Raw genomic sequence first — 22,636 nt, 5'->3', positions numbered from 1 at the left:
CCGGCTGCGGCGGGGAAGCGCGTTCAGGCGCTCAGCGAGGCGGGGTGGCGACAGCTCCGGTCGGCCCGGTCGCCCTCGTCCCGCAGGAAGGTCAGGGCGGCCCGTGCTGCGACGTCGTTCTGCCCGAAGGCGATCCCGCCGGTACGGGGCCGGGTGAAGGCCCCGCCGGCCCGGGCGGTGGTGTGCGGGCCGAGCGCGAAGCGGCGCGGGTGCGGGCGTCCGTCGTGCTCCAGGATCCTGGCGTCGGCGGGGTCGACGACGAGCAGGCCGCTGGCGGTGGCCCGGGCCCCGTCCTCGTACAGGGCGCGCAGCAGCGGGCTGTCGGTGAGTTCCAGGGTGGGGTCGGGCAGCCGGGCCTCGACGAGGGCGCGCGCCTCGGTCCACTCCCCCGGCACCGCGGCGGACGCGGCCCGGAAGACCCCGCGCTCCTCGTCGGTCTCGACGGTCACCTGAGGGCCGAGGAACCGGACCACGCCGGTGCGGGAGAGCGCGAGGAGCTGCCGCAGCCGGGGGCCGGGCGGGCCGGAGGCGAGGTAGCTGAAGAAGCCGTGCCACCAGCCGCCGGTGTCGACGCGCTCGCCGAGCCTGAGGAGCTGTGCGTAGACGGAGAGCAGCCCGGCGAAGACGGCGGCGTCGGGGCTGCGGGCGGCGTCGTGGCGGCGGGCCAGGTCCTCGGTGACGTAGGCGCGCAGACCGTCCTGGAGCTCCTCGGCCGAGCCGAAGCGGACCCCGTCGAGGGGGTGGTCGAGGCCGTCGAGGTCGAGCCGGTCGGCGGGGTCGGGCACGGCGGCGGCGACGAGCGCGGCGATCTCGGCCCCGCGCGGCGGGGCGGCCGCGTAGGCGCGCTCGAAGTCGCTCCAGGCGAGGGCGGTCCGTTCGGGGTGGGTGGAGAAGAGGCGGTGGTAGTGGGCCCAGCCGAGCTCCTTGTCGACGAGCGGCCACACGTCGCGCCGGAAGTCGAGCGGCCCGGTCCGGGCGAGCAGGGCGTCGGTCTGCTCCTCCCCGAAGAACCGGGGCAGCGGGGGCCGTTCGCCGTCGAGGACGTACCCGATCTTCGAGTGGTACGGGACGCCTCGCCGCGATCCGACGTGCAGCACGGGCTCCCGGCCGGAGGGTACGTAGACGAGGTCGTCGCCCTCGCCCTCGTACCGTCCGCCGCGGCCCTCGGTCAGGAGCACCATCAGGTCGACGAAGGCGAGGCCGAAGCCGCGGACCAGGACGGGCTCGCCCGCGGGCAGCGCGGAGAGATCGGTGTCCGCGGTGAAGTCGGGCGGGAGGTGGACGAGCCGGTGGCGGGCCGCGAAGGCGGCGAGCTCCCGCTGTTCCGGGTCGGGTTCGGCGCCGAGGTGGCCGACGGTGAGGACGACGAGGTCGGCGAGGAGGGGCTCGGTACCGGCCTCCAGCCAGACCCGCTGGCGTCCCTCGCGGGGTCCGCCGACGCGCAGCGCGCTGGTGCGGTGCTCGTGGACGGTGACGGAGGCGGGCAGGGCGGCGAGGGCCCGCTCGTACACCCAGCGCAGGTAGGCGCCCTGCTGGGGGCGGGTGGGGAAGGTGCGGCCCTCGATGTCGGCCCAGTCGGCGAGGGTGGGTCCCGGCCGGACGGGCCCGTCGAGCCGCACGGTCTCGTCGGTGAACATGGTGACGTCCTCGGCCTGGGAGTTCATCCAGAGCAGCGGGGACTGTTCGGTGCGCCAGATCCGGCCGGGGCCGGGCGGGTGCGGGTCGACGAGGTGGATGTCGAGGGGCTCGTCGCCGTACAGCTCGGGCAGGCTGGCGGCGAGCCGTTCGAGGAAGCCGGTGCCGCGCGGCCCGGCGCCCACGACGACGATCGAGGGGCGGGGGCCCGTCGGGCGGGTGCTCATCGGGCACCGCCCGTGCCGCGGGCGTAGTACCGCTCGACGTAGTGCTGTCCGAGGCTGAGGACCGAGGTGACGGCGACGTACCAGAGGGTGGCGACGAGGAGGAGCGGGACGACCTCGTACGTGCGGTGGTAGATGAGCTGGGTCGAGTAGAGCAGGTCCTGGACGGCGATGACGGAGACGATCGAGGTGCCCTTGAGGGTGCCGATCAGCATGTTCCCGGCGGGCGGGACGATCGAGCGCATCGCCTGGGGCAGCACGATCCGGGTGAGCCGGCGCCGACGGCCGAGGCCGAGGGACTGGGCGGCCTCGATCTGGCCGCGGTCGACGGAGAGGATGCCGCCGCGCACGACCTCGGCGGCGTACGCGGCCTCGTGCAGGGTGAGGCCGATGACGGCGACGGCGACCGGGCCGAGGAGGTTGACCGTGTTCACGCCGAGGACGGTCGGGTAGAGCACGCCGATGTTGAACCAGAACAGCAGCTGGACCAGGATCGGCGTGGACCGGAAGAACCACTTGTAGCCCCAACTTACCGCGCGGAGAACGGGGTTGGCGGACAGCCGGAAGACCGCGAGCAGGGTACCGAGGGCGAAGCCCAGGGCCATGACGAGGGCGGTCAGCCACAGGGTGAGGCCGAGGCCGCGCAGGACGGACGCGGAGGTGAAGTACTGGGCGACGACGTCCCATTGGAAGGCCTTGTTGCGGACGACCGAGACGAGGCCGAGGCCGAGGAGGACGAGGACGACGGTCGCGGCGGTCCACTGGCCGGCACGGCGGGTGGGGACGACGCGTGGCGGCGGTCCCGTGGGCGGCGCCGTGGAAGGGGTCTTGACGAGGGTCGCGGACATGCGAAGGCTCCGTGGATGCCAGAGGCGGATCGAACACGGGGTGCGCCTTCACACGCACAGAGCACGGATCCGGGCCCCTCAGCCCGATTCCGCCCTTCGAGGCTATGCGGTCAACACGCCCTGCTGTCAAGGGTGTCCACAAGCTGAGCCGCGCGTCTCATCCTGGTTGACGCGGAAACGGATGCCTGTTCCACTGGGGCCATGCATCCGCAGCAGCAGCTGGTCACGCGCTCCCACATCGACTTCGGTCGCGTGTGGTCCTCTTCCTGTTGAGCTGACCCCCCGCTCTGCCCTGCCCGCGTGTTGTCTTCCGCGGCGCCTTCACACACGGCCCCTCGCGGCCGCTTGCGCTCTCCCCTCCCCTCACCCTGCCCTTTTGCCCTCCTTCGCCCTGAAGGACCTTCATGACCTTCACGTTGTCCGTACGCCGGACCACGACCACCGACCCGCTGGCCCGCCCGCTCCTCGACGATCTGGCGCACGAGTACACGACCCGCTACGGCACCGCCGAGGACCTGACCCGCTATCCGGCGGAGGACTTCGCCCCTCCGCACGGCACCTTCCTGCTCCTCCTGGAGCAGGGCCGGCCCGTCGCCGGAGGCGCGTACCGCCGCTACGACGAGCACACCGCCGAGCTGAAGAGGATCTGGACCCATTCGGCGCACCGCAGGCGCGGGCTCGCCCGCCGCGTCCTCACCGTGCTCGAACGCGAGGCCGCCGCCCGTGGCTACACCCGCATCTACCTGACGACCGGTGCGCGCCAGCCGGAGGCCAGGGGCCTCTACCTGGCGACCGGCTACCGGCCGCTCTTCGACGTGTCCGCCGATCTCGAGTCACTCGGCCCCCTGCCGTTCGAGAAGTTCCTGGAGAACCCGAAACCATGAGTACGCGTACGAGTTCCGGAACCGCCCGCACGACCCTCGGCTTCGCGCTGATCACCGCCGCCGCGCTCGCTCTGACCGCCTGCTCGGGGGGCGAGCCCGCGACCGCGCCGGCCGGGGCCTCCGGAGCGCCGGGCGCGGCGAAGGGGACGCTCCCCACCGAGGACGTGGTGTCGGCGGTGAAGAAGAACGAGGCCGCGGCGAAGCTGCTCCCCGTCGAGGTGCGGCAGCGGGGCTCCTTCACGGTCGCCGCCTCGGTCGGGACCCCGCCCAGCTCGGCCTATCTGCCCGACGGCAAGACCGTGACCGGGGTGGACGCCGACTTCACGGCCGCCGTGGCGAAGGCCCTCGGGCTGGAGCCGAAGCGCGAGGTCGTCGGCTTCGAGGCGATCCTGCCGGCGCTGGGCAGCGGCAAGTACGACGTCGGCACCGGGAACTTCGGGGTGACCGAGGAGCGGCGCAGGACGATCGACTTCGTGACGTACGTCAACGACGGCCAGGGCTTCGCCGCCCGGGCCGACAGCCCGCTGAAGGCGGTCACGGACCTCACGCAGCTGTGCGGGCTGAAGGTCGCGACGGGCGCCGGCACCACCTTCGAGCAGACCCTGGAGAAGAACAAGGGCCGGTGCGCGGAGGCCGGGAAGCCGGCGTACGAGGTGAACGTCTTCAACGAGACCGGGGCGGTCTGGATGTCGCTCCAGCAGGGCCGCAGCGATGTCGTGATGAGCACGATCAACGGCGTGCGGTACGCGGTGACACAGCAGAAGAACGTGAAGTTCCTCAACGAGTACCGGCGGCTGGACGTCGGCTTCGCCTTCAAGAAGGGCACCCCGCTCGCCCCCGCCTTCCAGGCGGCGGTGAACGGCCTGAAGGCCGACGGGACGTACGACCGGATCCTGAAGAAGTGGGGGGTGACGGAGTCGGGCATCGAGCGGTCGCAGATCACCCCGCCGGAGATCCCGGTGCCGACGAAGTAGGGACGTCCGCGCGCCGGGCGGCGGCTTCGGCTGCCGGGCGTCAGCAGTTGCAGCCGCAGTCGCAGCCCCCGCAGCAGCCGTCGCCCTCGCAGCAGGAGGAGCAGTTGCTGCAGCAGTCACAGCAGTCGCAGCAGCTGCCGGGGTCGCACTGCTGGCAGAGCCCCTCGCGCCGCTGGCGGCTCCACGGGTCCTCGAAGGTGCCGCAGCACATCTGGCAGGTGCAGGCCAGGCCCACCCAGAGGGCGCATCCGGCTATGAGCCCGCGCCGGTTGGGCGGTTCGGGCGGGAACGGCCCGCCGGGACCTCCGGGGCCGCCGGGACCGGGGGCGTAGGGCCCACCGGGTCCCCCCGGGCCGCCGGGTCCCGGAGCGTACGGGTTGCCGGGGGTGGCATACGGGTTCCCCGGGACCGGGCCGTGCGCGTGCGGGGCACCCTGCCCCGCCCCGTGCGAGCAGCTCGTCGTGCCGAAGGCGCGGTCGACCGAGTTCCGGAGCTCATGGGCGAGGAGGACGTGGACGAGCTTGTCGTCGGCGAACGCGGCGTCCCGCAGCGCGAGCCGGATCCCGTGCAGGGCGTCGTCGGCGAGCCTGCGGGCCTCCTCCCGCGAGGTACCGGTCACGGTGAGCGGGTTCCAGGCGCCGGCCTCCGCGTCGGCCGGCTGGTCCTCGACCGCGTCGAGGAGGTGGGCGAGGCGGCCGAAGAGCCGGCCGGCCTCGGCGAGCGGGGCGGCGTTCTCCGGGCGTCCCGCCAGGACGGCGGTGTGCGCGAAGGCGGCCGCGGTCGCGGTCTCGGTCGGCTCGGTGACGGTGAGCAGCGGGGTGCCGAGCCCCGCGAGGGTCTCGATCCCGGTCTGCCGGTCGACGGCGTCGACGAGGACGGCGGTGTCGAAGCCGAGGGCGCGGCCGGTCCTGGCCCCGGCCCTGTCCCAGGAGCGGGCGACCCGGCGGGCCGCGGCGGCGACCGGTCTGCGCGCCAACAGGCCGTCCCGGTCGGCGACGTGGTCCCGCACCTTCGCGGAGGCGAGGACGAGCGAGACGGCGGCCGCGAGGCGCGCTCCCTCGCCCTGGGCCACGGGAGCGGTCCGCATGGCGCGCAGCGCGCAGGGCCCGGCCGTGCGGCGGCCGGCCGCCGTGACCCCGGTCTGAGCCTCCGTCAGAACCGAGACGATGAGCCCGTCGTAGTTGGTGACGACCCGCGCGAACTGCCCGTGGTCGGCGCGAAGTGCCAGGCAGAGGCCGCAGAGGTGGGCCATCCACTCGGTCTTGAGTCCGTCGGTGAGGCGGTGCGTGCAGGGTCTGACGATGCCGAACATGAGCTTCCCCCGTGAGCCGTGCGAAGTGCCGTCGAGCGGCTTCGCGGCATCGTAGCGAGCCGGGCCGTTCACCCGTACGCGCCCACCGTCACCCTTCTGGCCCGACTTTCATATTTTAAGTTGCACGCCCCTCCGTCAGACCCCGCATACCGCAAGATTCCTGACGTATCGCCAGGAAACGGTGCTCACGTTCTGCACCAGTACCGTCACGAATCCCCTGCGCGGCGTGTATCCGCTTGGCGCGCGATCCGCATCATGGACGACGATAGGGATTGCGGAACCACAAGTGACCGCGCTGAAAGGAGGCGTCCATGGGATCGGTGCGCAAGGCGAGTGCCTGGCTGGGACTCGTCGAGGACAACGACGAGCGTTACTACGACGACGAGTACGCCGAGGGTGCCGAGAACGGCGACGCCTGGGTGACGGACCCGCGGGTCCGGGTGGCCTCGGACAGCGCCCAGGAGCAGGGCCGCCGCATCGCCACCGTCTCCCCCGACGGCTTCCGGGACGCCCGGGGCATCGGAGAGCTCTTCCGGGACGGTGTTCCGGTGATCGTGAACCTGACCGCGATGGAGCCGAACGACGCCAAGCGCGTGGTCGACTTCGCCGCCGGTCTCGCCTTCGGCCTGCGCGGCTCGATCGAGCGCGTGGCGACGCGGGTCTTCCTGCTCACCCCCGCCGACACCCAGATCGTCGGCGGAGAGACCCGTCGGCGTCCGCAGGACGGTTTCTTCAACCAGAGCTGAGCGGGCCCGCCGGCCCGACCGGACACCCCCCGAGGGATCGGGTCAGTGCGCCGGACGTCCGGAGCCGGCGGGCTCGATCGCTTCCCGGGTCGCGGGCACCCGCGGCTCGGCGGCCTCACAGGCCGCGACCGGCTCACGGACCCCGGCCGACTCACACGCCGCGACCGGCTCACGGACCCCGGCGGCCTCACAGGCCGCGACCGGCTCACGGACCCCGGCCGACTCACGGGCCGCGACGGGCTCACGCACCCCGGCGGGCTCGCACCCCTCGTAGGCCTCGCACGACTCGTCCTCGTCCACCGGGCACTCCATGACCCGGGGCAGCCGCCGGGCCATCACGGCGCCGACGAGCAGCAGCACGGCGCTCACGCAGAGCGTGATGTGCAGACCGTCCACGAAGGCGTGCCGGGCGGCCTGGTGCAGGGCGTCGCCCGCCGTGCCGCCGAGCTGCTCGGCGACCTTGTAGGCCTCGCCGAGGGAGTTCGACGCCGCGCTGCTGGCCTCCGCCGGCACCCCGGGGACCGAGGCGAGCCCGGGGGCGTACGCCGCGTTCATCACGCTGCCGAGCAGCGCGATGCCCATGCCCGCGCCGAGCTGGTACGAGGTCTCGCCGATCGCGGCCGCGCCGCCCGCGCTGCGCTGCGGCGCCTCGCTGAGCATCGACTCGTACGCCGAGAAGAGCGTGGTCTGCAGGCCGAAGCCGAGCAGCACGAAGCCCACCGTGAGCAGCAGCGGCCGGTCGTCCTGCCCCATGAACGTGAGCAGCAGCACCGCGCCGGCGGTGAGCACGAAGCCCCAGCCGACCATCCGGCGCGGGCCGATCCTGCGCAGGGTGTACGAGCCGGTGGCACCGGCCGCCATGGCGGCGAAGGTGAGCGGCAGGAGCCGCAGCCCGGTCTCCAGGGGGCTCAGTCCGAGGACGAGCTGGAGGTACTGGACGGCGATGAGCTCCAGGCCGACCAGGGCCAGCATGCCGATGACGATGCAGCCGACCGAGGTGGTGAAGGCGGCGCGGGAGAAGAGCCCCATGTCGATCAGCGGGTGCGGGCGCCGCTTCTGCCGACGGACGAAGAGGACGAGGAGTCCGGCGCCGAGGAGCAGCGGCCCCGCGGTCGGGAGGGCGAGCAGCGGCTCGCCGGCTCCGGCGCGCTTGACCCCGAGGACGCAGCCGAGGACTCCGGCGGCGGCCATGAGGGCGCCGAGGACGTCCCAGGGTCCGTCGGCGGCGCCGCGGGACTCGGGGAGCAGCCGGCGGCCGAGGGGAAGGATCAGCGCCATCAGCGGGATGTTGATGAGGAAGACGGAGCCCCACCAGTAGTTCTCGACGAGGAAGCCGCCGAGCACCGGTCCGGTGGCGGCGCCGATCGCCGCGGTGGCGGTCCAGATGCCGATCGCGGTGGCGCGCTCCCTCCGGTCGGGGAAGACCGTCCGGAGGATCGAGAGCGTCGCGGGCATGATCATCGCGCCGCCGACGCCGAGCAGCGCGCGGGCGGCGATGAGGACCCATGGCTCGGTGGCGAGGGCGGCGACCGCCGAGGCGACGCCGAACAGGGCGTAACCGAGGAGGAGGACCCGCCGTCTGCCGATCCGGTCGCCGAGGGTGCCGAAGAGGATCAGCAGCGAGGCGCAGATCAGGGGGTAGGCGTCGACGATCCAGAGCAGCGCGGTGGAGCTGGGGCGCAGGTCCTCGGTGAGCGAGGGGACGGCGACGTGGAGGATGGTGGCGTCGAGGGCGACCAGGAGAAGGCTGACGCAGAGGACGAACAGGACGACCCAGCGGTTGGTTCCGCCGTCGGCGGCACGCTCTCGCGCTCGGGCCGTGATCGTCCGCGACATGTACGTACCTCCCAGTGAAGCTCTCGCGCTCGGCAGGCGCCGACCAGGGCGTTTGCCCCCTGGGGCGGCCCGACATCGACGGGCGAGTGAGCCGTCAGCGTACGCGAGTTCAAGCCCCGAGCGCGTGGCGCAGCTCTCACCCCGGCGGGGCACCCGGTGTGGCGTACGCCACTTGACGGGGGCCGCGCGTCGCATGGAATTCCGTACGTATATCTGTTTGAGGCAATTCCCCTGCACCCAAACACCCTTCCGCAAAGGGCCGTGCGGCCAATAGGGCTGAAGGTCATCGGATTTACCGACGGACGTCGCGAATGGAGCGACGACTGAGACCTACTCCACATCACATGGTCATCACGAAGGCACCGGAACGACCGGGTCAGCTTCTCACTCCCTGTAACGTCGATTGGGTGCGTACCGACATCTTTGCCCGGCTGGACCGGGAGCCGGAACCGCCGAAGATAGAGGTCCCTCGGATGACCCGCACGCGTCTCGCGCTCTTCGGCGGGACGTCGGCGTTCTATCTGGCCATTGTCGTGGCGGTCCTGCTGTCGACCTGGCTGGTGACCCTCGACTGGAAGATCATGCTGTTCCGGCCCTACCAGCAGTGGCCCGAGCTGCACGCCTTCCTCGACTACTACGTCGTCCTCGGTCAGCGCGGCCCCACGGCCGTCATGGTGGCCGCATGGCTGGGCTGGCGCTCCTGGCGCCAGCACACCCTGCGGCCACTGCTGTGTCTCGGCGCCGCCCTGCTGCTGCTCAACGTCTCGGTCGGCGCGGTCAAGCTCGGGCTCGGCCGTCTCGGCCCCCACTACGCGACACAGATCGGCTCGGCCGAGCTCTTCGCGGGCGGCGACATATTCCCCTCGGGGCACACCGCCAACGCGGTCGTGACCTGGGGCATCCTCGCCTATCTGGCGACCACGCCACGGGCCAGGCGCTATCTGTCCGCGATCTCCTCGGTGGTCGCGCTGGGCGTCGGCCTCACCACCGTCTACCTGGGCACGCACTGGCTGAGCGACGTGGTGCTCGGCTGGGCCGCCGGGCTCCTGGTCCTGCTCGCCCTGCCGTGGTGCGAGCCGCTCCTCGCGGTGGCGGAGTCCTGGATCCTCGCGATGCGTGACCGGCTGCTGGAGCGGCTGCGCGACCGCCGGCGGCTGGTGCCCTCCCTGCCCGTGGCCTCCGGAGGCCCGCGCCCTGCCTTCTTCCCGCCGCGTCCGACCGGGTCCGAGGAGCCGGTCCGCGAGACCGTGGGAGTGGCCCGCGGCCGTGCTCCGGCGACCCGCGGCTGACCGCACCCGACAGACACGGGAAGGGCCCCGACCGATCTCGGCCGGGGCCCTTCCCGTGTCCTCGCCCGTGTCCTTCGGCCTCCTCCCCCCGCCGCTCAGCCCACCCAGCAGCGGGTGACGGCGCCGTCCTCGACCTCGAAGTTGATGCGCCCGGAGAGGTATTCCATGGTGATGATCGAGCCGGGCGGCAGGGACCTGACGACCTTCCAGCCCCGTGCCCTGGCGAGCTGCTCGGCACCGTCCGCGTCCAGTCCCACATAGGACTCGGGAGCGTCGCGGGGCGGTTCGGGAGTGCGCGATGTGGGTGACATGGGCCTCACGTTAGCCTCTTCGCGGTCACGCTTGTGTCACAAGTTCTCGACATATGTTTGACACGCCGACCATCACCCGTCGGGACAGTTCCGGGTCGATTCTCCAGCAATTCCGAAGAACCTCCGGCGCTTCGCACGAAGGGATCACAGCCCCGGCGATTACCGGGGAATTCCCCGTTCCCGCCGGGATGACACGACGAATTGCCCGGGCCTCGCACGCGCCGCCCACACGTTTCCCTTACACAACGCTTACGACGGCTCCGCCCGGCGGGTGTCCGCCGAACGGAGCAGCCGCCCCGCCGCCTGACTCCCCCGCCGCCCCGGCGCCCGCATCATGCAGCGATGGGCACCGAGACAGCGACCGCGGCCGTCGAATCGGCCCGCCACCGGCACGGCCGCGTCATGATCGACTGGGTCACCACGACCGACCACAAGAAGATCGGCCACCTGTACCTGGTGACCTCGTTCCTCTTCTTCCTGCTGGCCGGGCTCATGGCCATGCTGATGCGGGCCGAGCTGGCCCGCCCGGGGCTCCAGCTCGTGTCGAACATGACGTTCAACCAGGCCTTCACGCTGCACGGCACGATCATGCTGCTGCTCTTCGCCACGCCCACCTTCGCCGGCTTCGCCAACGAGCTGGTGCCGCTCCAGATCGGCTCCCCCGACGTCGCCTTCCCGCGGCTGAACATGTTCTCGTACTGGCTGTTCCTCTTCGGCGGCCTGATGGTGATCGGTTCGCTGCTCACCCCGAGCGGCCCCGCCGCCTTCGGCTGGACCGCCTACGCCCCGCTCAACAGCCTGGAGCGGTCACCGGGCGTCGGCGTCGACCTGTGGATCATGGGGCTCGCGCTCTCGGGCTTCGGCACGATCCTCACCTCGGTGAACTTCCTCGCCACCATCATCGGGATGCGGGCCCCCGGCATGACCATGTTCCGGATGCCGATCTTCACCTGGAACGTGCTCTTCACGGCGGTCCTGGTGCTCATCGCCTTCCCCGTCCTCGCGGCGGCGCTGCTCGTCCTGGAGGCGGACCGGCGGCTCGGCTCCGTGGTCTTCCTTCCGGAGAACGGAGGGGCGCTGCTCTGGCAGCACCTCTTCTGGTTCTTCGGGCACCCCGAGGTCTACATCATCGCGCTGCCGTTCTTCGGGATCGTCAGCGAGATCATCCCGGTCTTCTCCCGCAAGCCGATCTTCGGCTACACGACGCTCGTCGCGGCCACCATGGCGATCACCGGCCTGTCGGCGGTGGTCTGGGCGCACCACATGTTCGCGACGGGCGCGGTGCTGCTGCCGTTCTTCTCGCTGCTGTCCTTCCTGATCGCGGTGCCGACCGGGGTGAAGTTCTTCAACTGGACCGGGACCATGCTGCGGGGCTCGCTCTCCTTCGAGACGCCGATGCTCTGGTCGGTCGGCTTCCTCGTGTCGTTCCTCTTCGGCGGGCTCACCGGGGTCATCCTCGCCTCGCCCCCGATGGACTTCCCCGTCACCGACTCGTACTTCGTGGTGGCCCACTTCCACTACACGGTCTTCGGCACGGTCGTCTTCGCGACCTTCGCCGGCTTCTACTTCTGGTGGCCCAAGTTCACCGGCCGGATGCTCGACGAGCGGCTCGGCAGGATGCACTTCTGGACGCTGTTCGTCGGCTTCCACCTCACCTTCCTGGTGCAGCACTGGCTCGGTGCGGAGGGCATGCCCCGGCGGTACGCCGACTACCTGGACGCGGACGGCTTCACGGCGCTCAACACGGTGTCGACGATCGGCGCCTTCCTGCTGGGCGTGTCCACGCTGCCGTTCCTCTACAACGTGTGGTGGACCCACCGGTACGGCGCGAAGGTCGAGGTGGACGACCCGTGGGGCTTCGGGCGCTCGCTGGAGTGGGCGACCTCGTGCCCGCCGCCCCGGCACAACTTCGACGCCGTGCCGCGGATCCGCTCCGAGTCGCCGGCCTTCGACCTGCACCACCCGGAGTTCGCGGACTACGAGCGGATGCGGATCACGAGCCCTCCGGCGACGCCGCCGCCGTCCGGTCCAGAGCGCGGGACAGACGGTCCCTGAGCTCGCGGACCCGCTCCGTCAGCTCCGGCGGCTCGACCACCTCGAAGTCGAGCCCGAGGAGCACCACGTGCACCACCGCGACCTGGAGGCTGTGCGCCCCCGCGCGCAGCAGGCAGGTCCCTTCGCTCTCGGGCTCCAGGACCCCGTCCATCGGCCCGACGGTTCCGGCGGCCTCGGCGAGCGGGACGAAGAGCCGGACGGTGACCTCCGTCGCGTACGCCGCGCCGGACACCCCCTTCGACACGTACGCGGCGAGGTCCTCGGCGGGCGGCTCGCGGGGCGGGAAGCGCGGGCCGTGCGGCGGCCTGGGCTCGATCCGGTCGGCCCGGAAGGTCCGCCACCCGTCGCGGTCCAGGTCCCAGGCGACGAGGTACCAGCGCCGCTCGGTGCAGACCAGCCGGTGCGGTTCCACGGTCCTGCGGGTGGCGGTGCCGCCGTGGTCGCGGTACTCGAAGCGGAGCCGCTCGCTGTCCCGGCAGGCGTTGGCCAGCTCGGTGAGCACCTCCGGGTCCACCCGTTCCCGAGGGGTACGGAGCATCGGCACGGTGAAGTCGGTGAGCGCGCCGACCCGCCGCCGCAGCCGGGCGGGCAGGACCTGCTCCAGCTTGGCGAGGGCCCGTACGGAGGTCTCGCCGATGCCCTCGACGCCCTGGCCCGCCGCGGTGCGCAGGCCGACCGCGACCGCCACGGCCTCCTCGTCGTCGAGGAGCAGCGGCGGCAGCTCGGCCCCGGCCCCGAGCTGGTAGCCGCCGCCGGTGCCGGGGCTGGCGTGCACCGGGTAGCCGAGTTCGCGCAGCCGGTCGACGTCGCGCCGTACCGTGCGCGAGGTCACCCCGAGCCGTTCGGCGAGATCGGCACCGGACCACTCCCGGTGGGCCTGGAGCAGCGAGAGCAGACGCAGCAGCCGTGCGGAGGTCTCCAACATGCCCCCGAGTCTGTCAGCCCTCGCGGACAGCCACGGTCCTCGATGCGACCGCGAGGGCCCGAATCCCGGCCTGCCGAAGAGCAGGACGGGCGGACCGGGAGCAGCACGGGCGGACCGGGAGCAGCACGGGCGGACCGGGAGCAGCACGGGCGGACCGCCTCCTCAGCGGAGGCGGCGGAGCAGGTCGCGCACCGGTCGGGCGGCCCTGGACCTCAGGAGGTAGAGCGCGTCGACGGCCCGGCCGACCTGGTGGTGCCGTTTCGCGCGCCCCGCCGGGTGGGTGCGCCGGCTCGCGCCCCGGTCGACGAGCTCCGTCCAGAGCGCCTCGTGCCGGGCCGCGATCCGGACGGGGTCGAAGCGTTCGGAGGAGGCCAGCGCCGCCCGCGCGGTCTTCGCGCGCAGTTCGTCGTCCTCGACCAGACCGCGCAGGGCTCCCGCGACCGCGGCCACGTCGTCGACCGGCACGAGCCGCCCGTCGACCCCGTCCTCGATGATCTCGCGCGGCCCGTTCGGGCAGTCGGTCGACACCACCGGCAGCCCGCAGCGCATCGCCTCCACGATCGCCATGCCGAAGGACTCCCGCCGCGAGGTCACCGCGGCGATCGAGCCCTTGGCCCACTCCGGTTCCATCGGATGGGCGGCGCCCATGAGGAGGACCTGCCCGCCGAGGCCCCGCTCGGCGATCTGCCGGGCCAGCGCCCCTCCGAGGTCCTCGACCGCGTCGCCCGTCCCGTAGATCCGCAGGCTCCAGTCCGGGTGGTCCGCGGCGACCTCGGCGAAGGCGTCGATGAGCACGTCGTACCGCTTGACCCGGGTCAGCCGGCCCGCCGCCACGACGATCCTCGCCGTGGGGTCGGCGGGCGGCAGGGCGGGCGCGGGCACGCTGTTGGGCACGGCCTCGATCCGTACGCCGGGAAGCCCCAGTCCCCGGTAGGCGCGGGCGTCGGCCTCGGTGACCGTCGTGACGGCGTCCAGGAGCCGGTACTCGTGCCGGATGTCCCGCCGGAGCCGCCGGCTGTGGCCGGCCAGGACCAGGTGCTCCTGGCCGACGAGGACCGGTCCCCGCCGGGCCTGCCGGGCCAGGTGCACGTTGAGCCCGGGGCGGGTGGCGACCAGGACGTCGGCCTCGACACCCCGCAGGTACTCCCCGATCCGGGCGTCGGTGAGCGCGCTGTACTGCTTCCAGCGACCGTCGCCGCGCGGGAAGACCGCGGCGGGCCTGCGGAGGTCGGGGTGGCCCCGGTCGCCGTCCGGACCGTCCTCGCGCAGATCCACGAGATGACGGAGCGTCACGTTCGCGGGGAGGTCCAGGATCGGCCGGTCGCGGTGGCGGAACACCGAGACGATCTCCACCTCGTGACGGGTGGCCAGTTGCTCGGCGAGCGTGAACGTCGTCCGGATCGTGCCGCCGTAGTGGTAACCGTTGTGGAGCAGAAAGGAGATACGCATCGCGCTGCCGGTCCCCCCGGTCAGTGATGTCGGGTCGGTCGGGCCGACTGTACTGCCGGGACGTGCCTCCGCATCGCCGGGACGTACCCTCCGCTTCACGGGCGATAGCCCACCATGGGTACGGTCGCGCAGTTGTCCGTCATGTCGCCCTGCGTCACCCAGCCCCGTCCGTCCTCCCAACGGGCCACGGACAGACAGGTGTACCGGGTCTCGGGCGGCTTCGCGAGGTGCTCGAAGCCGACGGGCAGCAGCAGTCCGCGCGCGGTGTACGGCTCCGGCCGGTTCAGGTAGTCCTCGACGCAGCCCCGGGTGAGCCCGGCCCCGGACAGGCAGGACCGGGCCGCGTCGGTGAACCACATGGCCGCCGCCCAGCCCTCCAGCTGCCACTGGGAGAGCGGCCGTTCCCCCATGGCCGCACGGAACTCGCGGACCGCGGGGTGGCCGGTGTCCTGGTGGTTGCGGCTGGCTCCGGTCACCCACAGGGCGTTCCGGCAGCCGGGCGCGCGGGCGTAGTCCCGGGCGACGGACGAGGACCAGTTCTGGACGTTGGTGACCTTGGCGTCGACGCGTACCCCGAGCGCCTCCATCGCCTCGCACAGCCGGACGTTCCCGTGGGTGTCCATCGCGTCGAAGAGGAGGTCGACGTCCTGGTCCCGCAGATCGGCGGCGACCGCGCGGAAGTTGGGCAGGGCGAAGTCGACCTGCTCGTCGACGACCCGGTAGCCCTCGGCGCGCAGCCCGTCGGAGACCAGCCGGGCGTACGAGGCGGAAGCGGCCTGGTTGTACGAGACGACGGCGGCGGTCCGCGCCCCCCGCTGCCGCTCGAACCAGTGGTAGACCTCGGTCCCGCCGTACAGGGTGCCGTCCCAGCCGGGCTTCCCTCCGGTGCGCGGGGCGGAGCTGCCGTAGATCCCGTAGAGGTGCGGATACGTGTCGTAGGCGGGGGTGAGGGGCTGGCCGCCGATGTCGGGGACGCCGGCCTTGGCGACGAGCGGCGCGCCCGCGTAGTTCAGGGCGGTGGTGGCGACGAGCGCGAAGACCCGGCGCTCGTCGAGCAGCCGGTGCACGCACGCGTTGTTGCCGACGCCGCTGCCGCCGTCGTCGCAGGTCTCGACCTCGATCCGGCGTCCGTCGAGGCCGCCGCGGGCGTTGAGCGCGTCGAAGTAGGCGCGGGCTCCGTCGCGCGGGCCGGTGAGGGCCTGCCCGCCGACCGGGCTCGTGGCGCTGGTGATGATCCCGACGCGGAGCGGCTCACCGCCGGAGGGGTTGGCGGTGGGCCGCGTCTCGAAGGCCCGCTCCGGGAGCCGGCTGCCGCAGCCCGCGAGGAGCGCGAGCAGCACGGCCAGGAGCAGCGCCGCGACCGCCTCAGCAGCCCGGAACGGTGACACCGCTCAGCTCGACCAGGCCGCAGAGGGTCTTCACGGAGACCTTCCAGGTGCCGTCCTGGAGGATCGAGGTGCCCTGGGAGTCGGGCAGGGCGGCGTTCCCGCCGACGAGCAGGTCGTAGGTGACCTCGGCGTCGGTGGCCGAGGTGAACTCGACGTCCGTGACCTTCGCCGAGGTCATGGCGGCGTTCCGGTCGCCGGCGAAGGCGGCGAGGACCGGCCGCATCACCTCGCCGTTCTCCAGGAGCTCCACCTTCTCGGACGTCGGGACCTTCGGGTCGAAGAAGGCCGTCCAGTTCTCGGTGACCTCTTCCTCGGCGGCGGCCGGGTCCGCGGGTTCGTCCTCCCCCGGCGGCTCGGCCGTCGTCCCGGGCGGCACGGACTCCGACACCTCGTTGCCGGACGAGGAGTCGTCGGAGCAGCCCGCGACGGCGGGGGCGAGGGCCAGGAGGGCGGCGGCCGCGAGGGCGACGAGCCGGGGACGTCCGCCGAGTCGTTCCAGAACCATCAGGCTCACCACCGGGTGTCTCCAGGCCGTACGGCCTGCTGCTTCCAGGGTGGGGCGAACCGGGGCATAGTGCAAGGAAAGGGAGAGACGAAGGAGGCCTGTGCGGAGATCCCGGATCCTGCTGTGGGGCGGTGTCACGGCGGCCGCCGTGGGCGCGGTGCTGTGCGCGCTCGGCTGGTACGCGATCTCCGGCGAGCGCTTCGCCGAGCGGCAGCTCCCCTATCTGGCCTCGTGCACGGTGCCGGGTGCGGCGCTGATCGTGGCGGGCGCGGTCCTGGTCGCGGCGTCGCTCCTGCTCCCCGCGGCCCCGGCGGAGCCGGACCCGGACCCGGCCGACACCGCGGAGACCGGGCCGCCGTCCTCGGACGGCCCGCCGCTGCGCGTCCCCGGCGGCACCCTGGCCCACCGCCCGGACTGCCCGCTGGTGGCGGGCAGGGCGGAGGCGACGGAGGCGGGCGACGCGGACCTGGACCCCTGCCCGGTGTGTGAGCCATGGCGTCCCTGACGTACGAGCTGACGCTCGCCGGCCTCGCGGTCGGCAGCGCCGCCGCGCTCACCGGGATCGGGCTGATCGTCACCTACCGGGCGACGGGGGTGCTGAACCTGGCGCACGGCGCCGTCGCCATGATCTGCGCGTACGTCCTCCGGCAGCTCGTCGTCGTGTGGGACTGGCCGCTGCCCCTGGGCGCCCTGGTCACGCTCCTGGTGGTGGCCCCCGGCATCGGCCTCGTCCTGGACCGGGGCGTCTTCCGCCCGCTCGCCCTCCTCGGCTCGAACCCGGCGCAGACCCTGGTGGCCTCCATCGGCGTCTTCGTGCTGCTCGTGGGCGGGGCGGCGCTGCTGTGGGGCGGCGGGGCGCGGGACGACGCGCCGGTGCTGCTCGGCGACGACCCGTGGGCGCAGCTGGCGGCGGTGGTGGCGCTGGCCTGCCTGGTGACGGCGGTGACCCGCTGGACCCGGTTCGGCCGGGAGCTGAGGGCGGTGGTCGACAACCGTCCGCTCGCCGTCCTGTCGGGGGTGCACGCGGACCGGGTGGCGGCGGCGGGCTGGGCGTTCGGCTCGTTCACCGCGGGGCTGACGGGCGTGCTCCTCGCCCCGTACGTACGTCTCGACCCGTACGGGATGCCCCTGCTCGTCATCGAGGTGATCGCGGTCGCGGTGATCGCCCGGATGCGGTCGCTGACGGTCGCGATCGTGGCGGCGGTCGCGATCGGAGTGGCGCAGGCGCAGATGACGCGGCTGCACCCGGAGGGGTGGGCGGGTCCGCTGGTGCAGGCGCTCGGGGCGAACCTGTTCGTGGTGGCGCTCCTGGTGGCGGCGCTGGTCCTGCCGGGCGTGGGCGGCAAGGGCCGGGACGCCCTGCCCCCACCGCCCCGCACCCGTCCCGTCCCCGCCCCGCTCTGGCCGGTCATCGGCGTCCTCTTCCTCCTCCCCCTCGGCTTCGCGGGCTCCGACCTGCACACGGCGGTGCAGGTCCCGGCGCTGGCGCTGATCCTGCTGTCCCTCGTCGTGGTGGCGGGCCGGGGCGGCCAGATCGCCCTGGGCCAGGCGGCGTACGCGGGCCTGGGCGCGCTGCTGACGGCCCTGCTGGCGACGGCGGGCGTCCCGGCCCTCGTGGCGCTGGCCCTCGCGGTGCCGATGGTCGCCCTGGTGGGCCTGGTGACGGCCTGGCCCGCGATCCGCCGCCACGGTCTGGCGCTCGCCCTGGCCACGCTGGCGACCGGTGTGGCGGTGAGCCGCTTCGTCCTCACCCAGCCGTACGCGACGGCGGGCCTGTCCCTGGGCCGCCCGGCGGGCTTCGCCGACGACCGCGCCTTCTACGCCCTGGAGCTGGTCCTGCTGGCCGGCTGCCTGGCCCTCGTGGCGGCGCTGCGCCGGGGCCGCACGGGCCGCGCACTGGCCGCCCTGCGGGACCACGAACCGGGCGCGGAGGCGGCGGGCGTCCCGGTCCCCGCCCTCAAGCTCCTCGCGTTCGTCCTGGGCGCGGCCCTGGCGGCCCTCGGCGGCGGCCTCCTGGGCATGGGCCTGCGCGCCTTCGACCCGGAGGCGTACGACCCGGTACGCGGCCTGCTCTGGTTCGCGGCGGTCCTGGTCCTGGGCGCCGACAGCCTCCTCACGCCCCTGGTGGGGGCGACCCTCCTGATCACCCTGGACGCGGGCCCCCAAGCGGGCATGGCAGCAGCCCTGACAGGCCTTCTGGCGACCCAGTCGGGCCGCCTCCCCCCGCTGACCACCCTGCTGCTCCCCAAGGCGACCCCGGTCAAGGCCCGGAGACACCCCGAGGGCCCGCCGGCCACCGCCGGCACCGAACCCCCCACGAGAAGACCCGCACCCGTCGCGGCGACCCGCACGGGTCCGACCGAAGGCCGGACGCATCCCCACCGGCCCGCACCGGGCCACGCACGCACCCCCTCACCCGCACGCGCACCCGCACCGCCGGCCGCTCCCCCCGCCCCGGAGCTCCGCGCGGACGACCTCACCCTCACCTACCCCGGCGGCATCACCGCCCTCTCCCACGTCACCCTCGCCCTCGCCCCCGCCCGCGTCACCGCCCTCGTCGGCCCGAACGGGGCGGGCAAGAGCACCCTCTTCGACTGCCTGGCGGGGACGCTCCACCCCCGCCGAGGCCGGATCACGCTCGGCGGCACCGACATCACCGCCGTCCCGGCGCACGCCCGGACGCGTCTCGGGATCGCCCGGACCTTCCAGCGGCTCGCCGTGTTCCCCTCGCTGTCCGTCGAGGAGAACGTCCGCATCGGCGCGGAACGCGGCCGGGTCCGCGGCGACCCCGCCGCGGTCGAGCGGAGCCTGCGGCTCGTCGGCCTCGCCGGCCCCGCACGGCACCGCGCCGCCGCCGGCCTGCCGACCGGGACGCTGCGCCGGGTCGAGCTGGCCCGGGCGCTCGCGGGGCGGCCGCACACGCTCCTCCTCGACGAACCCGCCGCAGGCCTCGACGCCGACGAGACCGCCGCGCTCGCCCGGATCCTCGCCGCACTCGCCGCCGACGGCCTGACGGTCCTGGTCGTCGAGCACGACCCGGACCTCGTCGCCGGGATCGCCCACACCGTGCACACCATGGAGGGCGGCCGGATCCTGTCATGAGCGTCGAGATCGAACTGCGCGCGGCCCGGGTCCGCTACGGCCCCCTGGAGGCCCTGCACGGCCTCGACCTGCCCGTGCCCGCCGGCACCGTCACCGTGCTCCTGGGGCGCAACGGCGCGGGCCGCACCACGGCCCTGCGGGCCCTCGCCGGCACGGTGGGGCTCACCGCCGGCCGGGTCCTGTGGCGCGGGGCCGACGTGACCCGGCTGCCGCCGCACGCGCGGGCGCGCCGCGGGCTCTGCTTCGTACCGGACCTGCGGGCGGTGTACGAGGGGCTCACCGTCGCCGAGAACCTCGCGCTCTCCGGTCCTGCCGGGGCCCCCGCCCCGTACCCCGAGCTCGTACCCCTGCTGTCCCGGGCCGCCGGGACCCTTTCCGGCGGGGAGCGCCGGATGCTGGCCCTGTCCCGTGCCCTGCTGCGGCCGTCGCGCGTGGTGCTGGTCGACGAGCCGTCGCTCGGGATGGCCCCGCCGGTCGCGGCCCGGACGTACGGGCTGCTGGCGGCGCTCGCCGAGGAACACGGGGCGGCCGTGGTCCTCGCCGAGCAGCGCGTCCCGGAGGGGCTGCCGCGCGGCTCGCTCGTGCACGAGCTGCGCCGCGGCTCCCGCGCGTCGAGCGGGGAGCCGCACGAGTACGCCCGGGGCGCACCGCGCTGACCTCAGAGCGGTGCGATCCGGAGCATGGTGCCGACGACGATCCGGTTCGGGTCGGGCCCGATGAGGCTCCGGTTCGCCGCGTACAGCGCCTGCCAGCCCCCCTTGACGGCGAAGCGCCGGGTGATCGAGCCGAGGGTGTCGCCCGGCTGGACGGTGTGGACGCGGCCGCTCAGTCCGTACCGCTTGGAGCAGACGGGCCACGCACCCCAGCCCTGGGTACGGAGCACCTCCTCCGCGATCGTGATCTGCTGCGGGCGGGTGGCCAGGTCGGCGCGCGGGGCGAACCTCGTGCCGCCGTGCTCGACCCAGGTCGGCTGCCAGAACTGGAGCCCGCCGTAGAAGCCGTTGCCGGTGTTGATGTGCCAGCGGCCGCTGCTCTCGCACTCGGCGACGCAGCCCCACGGCCACTGGTCGACGGCGCAGGCGTAGCCGGGCACCGCGCCCGTCGCGCGCACGGCGTCGGCGGTGGACGAGACGGCGTCGGAGACCAGCTCGTCCACCAGGTCGGCCACCTCGCCGCCCACCGCACCCGGTACGTCCTCCGGAGCGGGCCCCGTCCCCTCGGCCGTCCCCGCCGGCGCGGCGGCGGTGCCCCGCGGCCCCTCGGACGCGTCCCGGGCGTGCGCGGCGACGGGCGTCAGGGCGATCAGTGCCGCCGCCGCGGCCACCGCGGGACCGGCCGTCCAAAATCGGATCTTCGACATCGCCGCAGGCTAGGCAGGCGCCCGGCGCCCCCGGCCCGTGCCGCGCGGAACGCTGTTCACACCCCACCCGGTCGGAGTCACGGGCCCCGCCGCACGAGCCACCGGCAAGTTGCCTCGCTTCCACGCGTGACCCCGGCCGATCCTGACCCGTTGAACTCGGCATGAGACGCCCGGGATCGGCCCGGCGTCCCCCCGTACCGAGTCCAGGGAGCCCCCCGTGCCGCGCATGCTCGACGTCAGCGAGGACGTACGCGCCGAGATCGGCGACGAAGAAGCCGACCGGCTGCTTGCCGGCGACAACGCCCCGGGCAGCTACGACTGCACCTCCTGCCGCACGCCGGGGGACTCCGAGCAGGAGCGCACCAGCACGGTGCTGTTCGTCGGTGAGGAGACCGCGGTCCTCGCGTTCGCCCACGCCAGCTGCATCCCGTCCCAGGTCGTCAAGGTCGCCGAGGCGCAGCTCCAGGGAGCCGTCGCCTCGATCACCGCGTCGGACGCCGCCGACGCGCTGTCCGCCGCCCATCCCGAGCAGGCCGTGCTCGGCGTCACCAGCGGTCTCGTCCTGATCGAGGGCGAGCTGCACCCGGCACTGGTCGTGGAGCCGACCGCGCCCGTCGCCCGCCCGGGCACGGACGGTCTCGTCGACGAGTTCCTGCCGCTCCTCGCGGAGCAGGGCTTCCGGCCCGTCACCGATCTCGACGAGAAGCCCGCGCAGCTGCCGGGCTGGTCGGTCCTGGTCGCCATGGGCCAGCTGCACTCCGTCCTCCAGCCGGGGCCGAACGGCGCCGGACAGGCCGCCTGGTGGCAGGCGCACCAGCCGCTCCAGGTCACCGAGGGCTGGCGCGCGGCGGCCAACAAGTCGCACACGGTCCTGGTCTTCGCCGCCCCGGTGGGCTCCATCGGCCAGCAGCCGCGCGAGGACCTGCTGCGCGACGCCCTGGAGAAGGCCGCGGCGAACGGGCGCCTGGTGGCGGCGGCGATGCCGCTGGCCGGGACCTGATGGACGACGGCCGGCCCGGCATAAGGCCCCCGAGGGCCCCGGGCGGACCGGTGGGACCCCCACCGCCGCCGGGAGGGCCGGGAGAGCCGGGCCGGCTGACAGGACTGACGGGAACCGGCGGACTGACGGCGACCGGCGGTTCGACGGGAGCAGCCGGACCGGTGGGTGCCGGTGCACCGGTGCGCACCGGCCGGTCCGCCGGTGCCGGCGGTTTCACCGGTGCCGGCCGGTCCGTCGGCGCCGCCGGGTTCACCGGTGCCGGTGGACCGGCGGCGCCCGTCGGTCCGTCGACGGGCGCCGCCCCGGGCGCGGCCGGAGCGAGGAGCACGGGAGGAGCGGCGGTGCCGGAGGTTCCGACCGTGCCGCGGCCCCGGCGTGCGTCTCTTTCGGAGAGCCGCCCGCATCCGACCGGCGGCGGGGTCGTTGGCACGTACGTGCACCCATACGACCCTTTCCTCCAGCCGTATCCGAGCCAGATCCCCTCCATGCGCCCGGCGCAGGACGTCGCGGCGGGCCAGTCGGCCACGCCGATCTACGACGCCCTGCTCTCGGAGTACCGCCGGTCGTTCCGTACGCTGCCGGGTGACCGCAGCGGCGAGGAGGACGTGGCCTTCCGCGCCTTCGGCACGCCCACGAGCACGGGTCTGTACGGGAACTCCCAGGGATACGCAGCCGTGCAGGGACACGGCAGCGGTCACCGGTACGCCTCCGCCTACCCGCCGGTCTGGCCGGCGCAGCAGCACCACACCCCGGCGGCCCTCCCGCCGGGGCCCCGCAGGGGCATCTGAGACAT

General features: G+C 73.7%; 20 protein-coding genes. 10 read left to right on the top strand and 10 right to left on the bottom strand.

Annotated elements, in window-relative coordinates; translation table 11 throughout:
• Positions 1-23 precede the first annotated feature (23 nt).
• The gene (locus ACF08F_RS32120) at positions 24-1,862 is read right to left on the bottom strand and encodes an FAD/NAD(P)-binding protein (RefSeq protein WP_392302039.1); all 1,839 of its coding nucleotides are present in this window, start codon (positions 1,860-1,862) and stop codon (positions 24-26) included.
• Positions 1,859-2,707: an amino acid ABC transporter permease gene (locus ACF08F_RS32115; RefSeq protein WP_392302038.1), complete on the bottom strand. Its 849-nt coding sequence runs from the start codon at positions 2,705-2,707 to the stop codon at positions 1,859-1,861. Before ACF08F_RS32115 ends, ACF08F_RS32120 begins: the two co-directional genes overlap by 4 nt.
• A 404-nt stretch (positions 2,708-3,111) precedes the next feature.
• Here ACF08F_RS32115 and ACF08F_RS32110 point away from each other — a divergent pair, with 404 nt between their 5' ends.
• On the top strand, positions 3,112-3,591 hold the full coding sequence (locus ACF08F_RS32110) for a GNAT family N-acetyltransferase (RefSeq protein WP_392302037.1): 480 nt from the start codon (positions 3,112-3,114) through the stop codon (positions 3,589-3,591).
• Positions 3,588-4,565 carry an ABC transporter substrate-binding protein gene (locus ACF08F_RS32105; protein WP_392302036.1) on the top strand — a complete coding sequence of 326 codons (978 nt, stop codon included), beginning with the start codon at positions 3,588-3,590 and terminating at the stop codon, positions 4,563-4,565. Before ACF08F_RS32110 ends, ACF08F_RS32105 begins: the two co-directional genes overlap by 4 nt.
• A 40-nt stretch (positions 4,566-4,605) precedes the next feature.
• On the opposite strand, the gene ACF08F_RS32100 is transcribed toward ACF08F_RS32105, so the two are convergent.
• A complete protein-coding gene (locus ACF08F_RS32100; protein WP_392302035.1) occupies positions 4,606-5,877 on the bottom strand; it encodes a DUF5685 family protein in 1,272 nt (423 codons plus the stop codon).
• Between the two features lie 311 nt (positions 5,878-6,188).
• On the opposite strand from ACF08F_RS32100, the gene ACF08F_RS32095 reads away from it, so the two are divergent.
• The gene (locus ACF08F_RS32095) at positions 6,189-6,623 is read left to right on the top strand and encodes a cell division protein SepF (RefSeq protein ID WP_392302034.1); all 435 of its coding nucleotides are present in this window, start codon (positions 6,189-6,191) and stop codon (positions 6,621-6,623) included.
• A gap of 42 nt (positions 6,624-6,665) precedes the next feature.
• Here the strand turns inward: ACF08F_RS32095 and ACF08F_RS32090 are convergent, their stop codons facing one another.
• Positions 6,666-8,459 carry an MFS transporter gene (locus ACF08F_RS32090; protein ID WP_392302033.1) on the bottom strand — a complete coding sequence of 598 codons (1,794 nt, stop codon included), beginning with the start codon at positions 8,457-8,459 and terminating at the stop codon, positions 6,666-6,668.
• 473 nt (positions 8,460-8,932) lie between these two features.
• On the opposite strand from ACF08F_RS32090, the gene ACF08F_RS32085 reads away from it, so the two are divergent.
• Positions 8,933-9,748 carry a phosphatase PAP2 family protein gene (locus ACF08F_RS32085; RefSeq protein ID WP_392302032.1) on the top strand — a complete coding sequence of 272 codons (816 nt, stop codon included), beginning with the start codon at positions 8,933-8,935 and terminating at the stop codon, positions 9,746-9,748.
• Positions 9,749-9,843: 95 nt separating this feature from the next.
• Here the strand turns inward: ACF08F_RS32085 and ACF08F_RS32080 are convergent, their stop codons facing one another.
• Positions 9,844-10,059, bottom strand: coding sequence for an I78 family peptidase inhibitor (locus ACF08F_RS32080; RefSeq protein WP_361975843.1), 216 nt, complete (start codon positions 10,057-10,059; stop codon positions 9,844-9,846).
• A 342-nt stretch (positions 10,060-10,401) separates the two neighbouring features.
• On the opposite strand from ACF08F_RS32080, the gene ctaD reads away from it, so the two are divergent.
• The gene (ctaD, locus tag ACF08F_RS32075; RefSeq protein WP_392302031.1) at positions 10,402-12,114 is read left to right on the top strand and encodes a cytochrome c oxidase subunit I; all 1,713 of its coding nucleotides are present in this window, start codon (positions 10,402-10,404) and stop codon (positions 12,112-12,114) included.
• On the opposite strand, the gene ACF08F_RS32070 is transcribed toward ctaD, so the two are convergent.
• The 4 genes from ACF08F_RS32070 to ACF08F_RS32055 all read right to left on the bottom strand — a co-directional run bounded on the left by ACF08F_RS32070 (position 12,053) and on the right by ACF08F_RS32055 (position 16,381).
• Positions 12,053-13,039 (bottom strand): helix-turn-helix transcriptional regulator, encoded by a 987-nt coding sequence (locus ACF08F_RS32070; RefSeq protein WP_392302030.1) that lies wholly within the window; start codon positions 13,037-13,039, stop codon positions 12,053-12,055. The two genes, ctaD and ACF08F_RS32070, sit on opposite strands and share 62 nt — an antisense overlap.
• Positions 13,040-13,201: 162 nt before the next feature.
• Positions 13,202-14,488: a glycosyltransferase gene (locus tag ACF08F_RS32065; protein WP_392302029.1), complete on the bottom strand. Its 1,287-nt coding sequence runs from the start codon at positions 14,486-14,488 to the stop codon at positions 13,202-13,204.
• 95 nt (positions 14,489-14,583) lie between these two features.
• Positions 14,584-15,876 (bottom strand): ABC transporter substrate-binding protein, encoded by a 1,293-nt coding sequence (locus ACF08F_RS32060; protein WP_392302028.1) that lies wholly within the window; start codon positions 15,874-15,876, stop codon positions 14,584-14,586.
• Positions 15,854-16,381, bottom strand: coding sequence for a hypothetical protein (locus tag ACF08F_RS32055; protein WP_392302027.1), 528 nt, complete (start codon positions 16,379-16,381; stop codon positions 15,854-15,856). Before ACF08F_RS32055 ends, ACF08F_RS32060 begins: the two co-directional genes overlap by 23 nt.
• A gap of 100 nt (positions 16,382-16,481) precedes the next feature.
• Here ACF08F_RS32055 and ACF08F_RS32050 point away from each other — a divergent pair, with 100 nt between their 5' ends.
• From ACF08F_RS32050 to ACF08F_RS32040, 3 genes are read left to right on the top strand one after another with little or no spacing between them, the layout of a single operon-like run.
• Entirely contained in the window at positions 16,482-16,886 is a 405-nt protein-coding gene (locus tag ACF08F_RS32050) for a hypothetical protein (protein WP_392302026.1), read from the top strand.
• The gene (locus ACF08F_RS32045; RefSeq protein WP_392302025.1) at positions 16,874-19,483 is read left to right on the top strand and encodes an ATP-binding cassette domain-containing protein; all 2,610 of its coding nucleotides are present in this window, start codon (positions 16,874-16,876) and stop codon (positions 19,481-19,483) included. The genes ACF08F_RS32050 and ACF08F_RS32045 overlap by 13 nt, the downstream gene beginning before the upstream one ends.
• Positions 19,480-20,139, top strand: a complete 660-nt coding sequence (locus tag ACF08F_RS32040) for an ATP-binding cassette domain-containing protein (protein ID WP_392302024.1) — start codon at positions 19,480-19,482, stop codon at positions 20,137-20,139. The genes ACF08F_RS32045 and ACF08F_RS32040 overlap by 4 nt, the downstream gene beginning before the upstream one ends.
• Before the next feature lie 2 nt (positions 20,140-20,141).
• Here ACF08F_RS32040 and ACF08F_RS32035 read toward each other — a convergent pair whose 3' ends face one another.
• Positions 20,142-20,843 carry a transglycosylase family protein gene (locus ACF08F_RS32035; RefSeq protein ID WP_392302023.1) on the bottom strand — a complete coding sequence of 234 codons (702 nt, stop codon included), beginning with the start codon at positions 20,841-20,843 and terminating at the stop codon, positions 20,142-20,144.
• Between the two features lie 217 nt (positions 20,844-21,060).
• On the opposite strand from ACF08F_RS32035, the gene ACF08F_RS32030 reads away from it, so the two are divergent.
• Together ACF08F_RS32030 and ACF08F_RS32025 are read left to right on the top strand one after the other, a co-directional pair.
• On the top strand, positions 21,061-21,843 hold the full coding sequence (locus ACF08F_RS32030; protein ID WP_392302022.1) for a hypothetical protein: 783 nt from the start codon (positions 21,061-21,063) through the stop codon (positions 21,841-21,843).
• 485 nt (positions 21,844-22,328) lie between these two features.
• Positions 22,329-22,631 (top strand): hypothetical protein, encoded by a 303-nt coding sequence (locus ACF08F_RS32025; RefSeq protein ID WP_392302021.1) that lies wholly within the window; start codon positions 22,329-22,331, stop codon positions 22,629-22,631.
• Positions 22,632-22,636 lie beyond the last annotated feature (5 nt).

Source organism: Streptomyces sp. NPDC015130, from assembly GCF_043080005.1.
GTDB lineage: Bacteria > Actinomycetota > Actinomycetes > Streptomycetales > Streptomycetaceae > Streptomyces.
This window is presented reverse-complemented; position numbering and strand designations above follow the sequence as displayed.